Below are 6,850 nucleotides of genomic sequence, written 5' to 3' on the forward strand. Positions count from 1 at the left end.
CGGCCGGGACAGAGAAAATCCGTCCCGGCCGCGCCGTGTCTCTGAAACGATATGTGGAATCGCAGGGAAACCGGAAATCAGCGGACCAGGCAGGGGCGCTTGGGATCGAAGGTCCAGCCGGGGATCAGGTACTGCATGCCAACGGCGTCGTCCCGGCCGCCCAGACAGTTGTCCAGGTAGAGCTGGTGGGCCTTCTGGAGCTGCTCCCGGTCCAGCTCCACGCCCAGGCCGGGCCGCTCCGGCAGATTGATGCAGCCGTCCACGATCTGCAGCGGTGCCCTGGTCAGGCGCTCCAGCCCCTCCTGCCAGATCCAGTGGGTGTCGATGCCGTTGAGCTTGCCGGGCACCGCCGCGGCGCACTGGGTCATCATGGCCAGGGAGATATCGAAGTGGTTGTTGGAGTGGCAGCCCCACATCAGGCCGAAATCATTGCACATCTGGCCCACCCGGACGGAGCCCGCCATGGTCCAGAAGTGAGGGTCGGCCAGGGGGATATCCACACTGCGCAGGGCGATGCAGTGGCGCATCTCCCGCCAGTCGGTGTCAATCATGTTGGTGGCGGTGGGCATGCCGCTCTCCTGGCGGAACTCCGCCATAATTTCGCGGCCGGAGAAGCGGCCTTCGGCGCCGCAGGGATCCTCACAGTAGGCCAGAACCTTCTTCAGCTCAGGGGCAAGGGCCAGCGCGTCCTTCAGCAGCCAGCCGCCGTTGGGGTCCAGGGTGATGCGGGCCTTGGGGAAGGCCTCCTTCAGAGCCTGGACGGCCTTCAGCTCCTCCCTGCCCTCCAGCACGCCGCCCTTGAGCTTGAAGTCCTCGAAACCGTACTTCTCATAGGTGGCCCTGGCCAGCGCCACGATGGCGTCGGGGGTCAGCGCCTCCTCATGGCGCAGGCGGTACCAGTCGCAGTCGGAGTCGGGCTCGGAGTGATAGGGCAGATCGGTCTTTTTGCGGTCGCCCACGTAGAACAGATAGCTCAGAAAGCGGACCCTGTCCCTCTGGATGCCGTCGCCCAGCAGGGCGGCCATGGGTACCTCCAGATACTGGCCCAGCAGGTCCAGCAGGGGAGTCTCCACCGCGGTGACCACGTGCACGCCGGTGCGCAGGTCAAAGGTCTGCTGGCCCCGCACGTCGTCCTTAATATTGGCCGTGAGCCACTCGTTGAGCCTCCGCAGGGTCATCTTGTAGTCGGCCACGCTGGTGCCCTCCACCAGGTGCTTCACGTTCTCCAGGGCGCGGGTGATTTTCTGGCCGCCGGGGACCTCGCCAATGCCGGTATTGCCCCGGTCGTCAGTGAGCACCACAATGTTGCGGGTGAAGTAGGGGGCGTGGGCGCCGGAGAGGTTGAGCTCCATACAGTCCTTGCCGGCCACAGGATAGACCTCCATGGCGGCCACTTTGGGGGTATTGGCCATTACAATGCACTCCTTTGTTCCAATTCAGGTGAGTTGGCGGATACGCCTCGGTAGTGAGCGGCCCGGCCCTCCCTTCAGGACAGAATACATTCCTGACACTGTGGCTGCATTTTATCACGGCCCTCCCAAGAAGGCAAACGGATTAAACTGATCGCTCAATTAGGAAAACTAATTTATTTTGATATTTTGCCATAGTGTTTCTAATCCTGCTGTCCCTGCGGCATCAAACCCCACCACAGGCGCGCTTATCCGCTTTTTCTGTTAAAGTGATTAAAAAAACAAATTTGAGTGCCGGATAGTTTGGTGGTAAGATCCAAATATGCTGCTGGTGTTTCCGCTGTTTTAGCTTCACGACCGAACGCCATCCACAAGAAAAAAGGAGGAATCTCTGTATGAAGCACCGCATTCAAATGAGAGCCGCCGCCTCGGCGCTGGCCGCATGCATATGCCTGTCGGCTCTGCCCGGCGCGCTGGCCGCAGAACCCGGACGGGTCAAGGCCCCCGGCAGGACGGAGATGGAGCACGGGCCAGTGAGCACCGAGTTTGCCAGTACTCGCCTTGCTTTTGCGGTCTCCGACCCGGTCAGGAACAACGACGGTACCATTACGCTGGACGTGGCCTACGCCGACAGCGAGGGCGTCCGGCGCGAGAGGGTCACCCCCACCGGCATGACCGAGACCGACGTGGCGCTCATTACGGTGGCGGACAATCCGGTGGCTGCCGGCTCCACCATTGAACTGTGCTACAACGAACAGGGTGAGCTGATCAACATCAAAAATATCTACTCGGCGTACATGTCCGACCTGGGCACCGTCTATTTCGATACCATGAAGTACGGCGTCGAGCTCTCCCCGGTGAACGGCGAACCCGGCGCCATGCTGGCCACCGGCTGGCTCACCGCCAAGTCGGGCAATCAGATCACCGTGGGCGACCTGGATCTCTTTGACGAGACCTACACCCTGGCCCCGGACGTGAAGGTCTACGAGTTCAACACCGACACCAGCACCCTCACGGCTAGGCGGCTCAGCGACGTACCCGTCACTCAGAAAACCGACGGCGAATTCTACAAGACCGCCAACCGTCAGCAGGTTATGGTGGTCTTTGACCAGAACTACCGCAACGCTGACCAGGCCGAGGTGGTGGAACTGTACTACATCACCCCCCAGCCCACCATTGACGAGAAGTACCTGTACCCCGCTGACCACATGCCCATCGACAGCTTTATGACCGAGAACGACGGCAAAACTGTGGCCAAGCCCACGGCGGCCGCATGGCTCACCGCCACGGAGTCCTTCGCCATCATCCCTGACCGGCTGTACTACGTGGGCGACAACGAGGTGGCCATCTATCTGACCCAGGCCGACGACGGTACCCTCATCCTCCTGGACGCGGGCTGGCCCGCCAGTGGGTACCAGTACTGGCGGAACATAGAGGCCATGGGCTTCGACCCCAGAGACATTGACTATATCCTCCTGACTCACGGCCACGGCGATCAGTACGGCACCGGCGCCGAGCTGGACACCATGATCAAAAACGCCGGCGGAGACCCCGTGGTCTACGAGTGCTACGAGGACACCTACGGTTACGATATCTACGGCTTCCCTGAGATCACCGGTATCATTAAGGATACCCCGGTACTCAACGCCGTGGACAAGTTCTACATCAATGATACGTGGATGGAGTTTGACGGCAGCGTGCGCATCAAACCCGTTCTTACCGCCGGCCACACCAACGGTACTGACTCATTTATCTTCGAGCTGACCGACCCTGCCACCAACGAGACGCTCACTATCTCCTACCTGGGCGGCTACGGGGTTAACGGCAATACCAAGTACGATCCCGACAACGACCCCACCGGCCGGGGCTACCTGCGCCTGGCCTTCCAGTACGGCCTGCGCTACCTGCAGCAGACCGTGGAGCCGGACTACATGCTGCCCCAGCACACCAACCAGTACCCCATGCTGGAGATCAACAAGGCCGCCGAGGAGAAGGGCATTCCCTTCCTGGAGGCCGTGAACAGCGGCAGCTATGAGTGGGTAAACTTCCTGGAAAAGCGCCAGGCGGTTATCACCTACGAGGATTACTACCAGAACTGGAAGGCAGATCCCAAGGACGAGTTCGGCACGGAAATCACCGTTACCGACGCGGAGCTCCAGACCATTGAGGCCGCAGGTCCCTACCGCCGCGAGGGAGGCACCTACCAGATCACCCTCACCGATGGCGGTAGGATCATCCAGGGCTTTAACCGCTATATGAACCAGACCGACAAGCTCTCCGGCGTGGAAAACGCCCAGGGCCAGGACGTGGGCGACGGCATCTTCATCCTGAAGGATTCCTTTACCCACGATCCCGACGCCTGGTATGTCCAGGTGGGCGCCCGCGTCAGCGACGGCTATGATGGAAGCTGCGCCGGAGGCCCCATTGAGAGTGTCCACGACAACTGGTTTGAGATCCTCCGTACCGAGCGCCTGGACAGCCGGGAAGAGGCCGAGGCCCTGCTGGCCCAGCTCCAGTCCGGAGCCACCTACACCGTGACCCTGGACCAGTCCAGTGAGATTCAGCTGGCCGACAATCTGACCGACACCTTCCGGCCCGCCGCCGGCGGAACCTTCACCGACGTGCCGGCCACCCATTGGGCGGCCGGGGCCGTGGAGTTCGTCTCCAGCCAGGGGCTGCTGCAGGGCACCGGCGCTTCCGCCTTCGCCCCCGGGCAGCCCATGACCCGCGCCATGCTGGTCACCGCCCTGTGGCGGGAGGCGGGCTCCCCCGTGGTGAACTATGCCATGGACTTTGACGACGTGGACGAGGACCAGTGGTACACCGAGGCGGTGCGCTGGGCGGCCTCCGAGGGCATCGTCACCGGCACCGGCAAGGGCTTCTCTCCTGACGCCGCCCTCACCCGCGAATCTCTGGCCGCCATTCTCTTCCGCTACGCCGGCGGACAGGCGGACGCGGACCAGCTGGACAGCTATGCCGACGGAGCCGGCGTCAGCGCCTGGGCCAGAGAGGCCATGAACTGGGCGGTGGCACAGGGCCTGATCACCGGTAAATCGGGCGGCCGGCTGGACCCCGGCGGCACGGCCAGCCGCGCTGAGGTATCCGCCATCCTCATGCGCTACGTGCAGAGCGCCCAGGCCTAACGCCTTTTTCGGGGATTCTCCCCAGCTGCGTGCCGGGGTGAATTCCTGACGTGGGAGGATGTTCAGGCCATTGACTTAGCCTTTCTGCCGAGCGGTTCAATTTTATGAAGCTGCGGGACGCGGCGAGGGATGGTCCTATGATGTGTAAGTATCCGCCGCTGCGTCTTGCGCGGTGAAAAACGCCTCTGAGGGAGGAGAAGGTTCATGGAATCCATCATTTTAAATCTGCTTAACCTGACCGGGGAGGAGCGGGCGGCCTTTGCCGTCCTGGCCCCCCAGCGGTTCCACCCCGACGGGGACGGACTGACGGTGGAGGACTGGCAGTCCGCCCAGGTAATTCTGGGCAACCCGCCGCCGGAGTGCCTGCGGGGGAGCACCGCCCTGCGCTGGCTCCACACCCGCAGTGCCGGGGTGGACCCCTATACCGCCCCCGGCGTCCTGCCCTCGGAGGCGGCGCTGACCTGCTCCACCGGGGCTTATGGCCATTCGGTGTCAGAACACCTGTTCGCACTGCTGCTGGCGCTGATGAAGCGCCTGCCCAGTTACCGGGACCAGCAGAACAGGGCGCTTTGGAGGGACCTGGGCCCTGTCAAGACTCTGCTGGGCGCTCAGGTGCTGGTGGTGGGCACCGGCGACCTGGGCAGCTCCTTCGCCCGGTTGTGCCAGACCCTGGGGGCCAGCACTAGCGGCGTGCGGCGGGACCCGGCCAAGCCCGCCGCGGGCATCGAGCGCATGTACGGCTTCGAAGCGCTGGATACGCTGCTCCCCGCGGCGGACGTGGTGGCCCTCACGCTGCCTCAAACCCCCGGCACCGTCCGTCTCTTTGACAAGGCGCGGCTGCTGCGCATGAAGGGGGACGCCATCCTCCTCAACGGCGGCCGGGGGAGCTGCGTGGACGGCCAGGCCCTGGCGGAGGTGCTGGCGGATGGCCGCCTGTGGGGCGCGGGCCTGGATGTCACTGACCCGGAGCCCCTTCCGCCGGAGCATCCGCTGTGGCGGCAGCCCAGGGCGCTCATCACGCCCCACACCGCCGGAGGAAACCACCTGGCGGACACCGAGCGCCGCATCGCCCGCATCGCGCTGGACAACCTGCGCCGCTATCTGGCGGGGGAGGCGCTGCGCAACCGCGTTCGCTGAAACGCCCCCTACAGAAGCTGTCGGCGCAGCTCCTCCGGCGACAGGGGAGAGAGGGCAGCCGGGGGAATGTCAAACACGGTTTTACAGCCCGCCTGTCCCGCCCGGCCCAGGCGAAAGGCGGCTCGGGCAAAGGCGGTCAGGACACAGGCGGTGAACTCCGGGTTGGAGTCCAGCGTCAGTTTGAATTCCACCAGGGCCCGGTTCTGTTCCTGCCGGCCCGTGCGGCCGCCGCGGAAGACAAAGCCGCCGTGGGGCAGGCCGCCGTGGTCCCGGAGCAGCTCCTCCTCAGAGAGAAAGTGCACCGTGGTGTCGTAGTCGGCAAAGTAGTGGGGCATGGTGATGATCGCCTGCTCGATGCGGGCCCGGTCGGCCCCCTCCTCCGCCACCACAAAGCACTCCCGCATGTGCTTCTGCCGGGTGGTCAGCGCCGGATTGGCGCCGCTGCGCACCGCATCCAGGGCGGCGGGGACCGGGATGGTGTACTGCCGCGCGTCCCGGACGCCGGGGATGCGGCGGACGGCGTCGGAGTGGCCCTGGCTGACCCCCCGGCCCCAGAAGGTGTAGCTCTCCCCGCAGGGCAGCACCGCCGCGGCCAGGGCCCGCACCAGGGAAAAGAGGCCGGGGTCCCACCCCGCGGAGATGATGGCCGTCTTCCCGCCGGCCCTGGCCGCGGCGTCCACGGCGGCAAAGTGGGCGGGAATGTTCGCGTGGGTGTCGAAGCTGTCCACCAGGTGAAAGCGTCCGGCGTACCTGGGGCTCTGCTCCGGAAGGTCGGCGGCGCTGCCGCCGCAGAGCAGCAGCACGTCGACGGCGCCCTCCATCCCGTCCAGGGCGTCCAGCGGATACACGGGTACGCCGGGCGTCTGGAGTGTGAGGCTGGAGGGCGGGCGTCGGGTAAACACGCCCACCAGCGCCATGTCCGGGTTCTGCCGCAGCGCGTATTCCACGCCGCGCCCCAGGTTGCCGTAGCCCACGATACCGATTCGGATCTGATCCATATGCTCTCCTCCCCCGGCGGCGGACAGCGCCGGTTTGATTTGGCGGCGGGAACCGTCCGGCTTCCGCCATTCTATCCTATGCGCGACAGGGGCCAAAAACGAGGGCTGCCGGGGAGAAACGGAAAAAACAGACTGCGCGCGCCGCCTGTCTCTCAGGCGGCGC

Annotated in this window: 4 protein-coding genes; 2 read left to right on the forward strand and 2 right to left on the reverse strand. The window is 64.6% G+C overall.

Translation table 11 applies throughout. The annotated features are described in order from the left end of the window. Positions 1–77: 77 nt before the first annotated feature. The gene (locus tag HMPREF0372_RS09245; protein WP_007491324.1) at positions 78–1,412 is read right to left on the reverse strand and encodes an enolase C-terminal domain-like protein; all 1,335 of its coding nucleotides are present in this window, start codon (positions 1,410–1,412) and stop codon (positions 78–80) included. Positions 1,413–1,804: 392 nt separating this feature from the next. Between HMPREF0372_RS09245 and HMPREF0372_RS09250 the strand changes: the two genes are divergently transcribed. Further along, positions 1,805–4,552 carry an S-layer homology domain-containing protein gene (locus tag HMPREF0372_RS09250; protein ID WP_007491328.1) on the forward strand — a complete coding sequence of 916 codons (2,748 nt, stop codon included), beginning with the start codon at positions 1,805–1,807 and terminating at the stop codon, positions 4,550–4,552. Between the two features lie 204 nt (positions 4,553–4,756). Continuing rightward, the gene (locus HMPREF0372_RS09255; RefSeq protein ID WP_007491331.1) at positions 4,757–5,689 is read left to right on the forward strand and encodes a D-2-hydroxyacid dehydrogenase; all 933 of its coding nucleotides are present in this window, start codon (positions 4,757–4,759) and stop codon (positions 5,687–5,689) included. Between the two features lie 8 nt (positions 5,690–5,697). Here the strand turns inward: HMPREF0372_RS09255 and HMPREF0372_RS09260 are convergent, their stop codons facing one another. Continuing rightward, the gene (locus HMPREF0372_RS09260) at positions 5,698–6,687 is read right to left on the reverse strand and encodes a diaminopimelate dehydrogenase (RefSeq protein WP_007491332.1); all 990 of its coding nucleotides are present in this window, start codon (positions 6,685–6,687) and stop codon (positions 5,698–5,700) included. Positions 6,688–6,850: the final 163 nt, after the last annotated feature.

This window comes from Flavonifractor plautii ATCC 29863, from assembly GCF_000239295.1.
GTDB classification, from domain to species: Bacteria; Bacillota; Clostridia; order Oscillospirales; family Oscillospiraceae; genus Flavonifractor; species Flavonifractor plautii.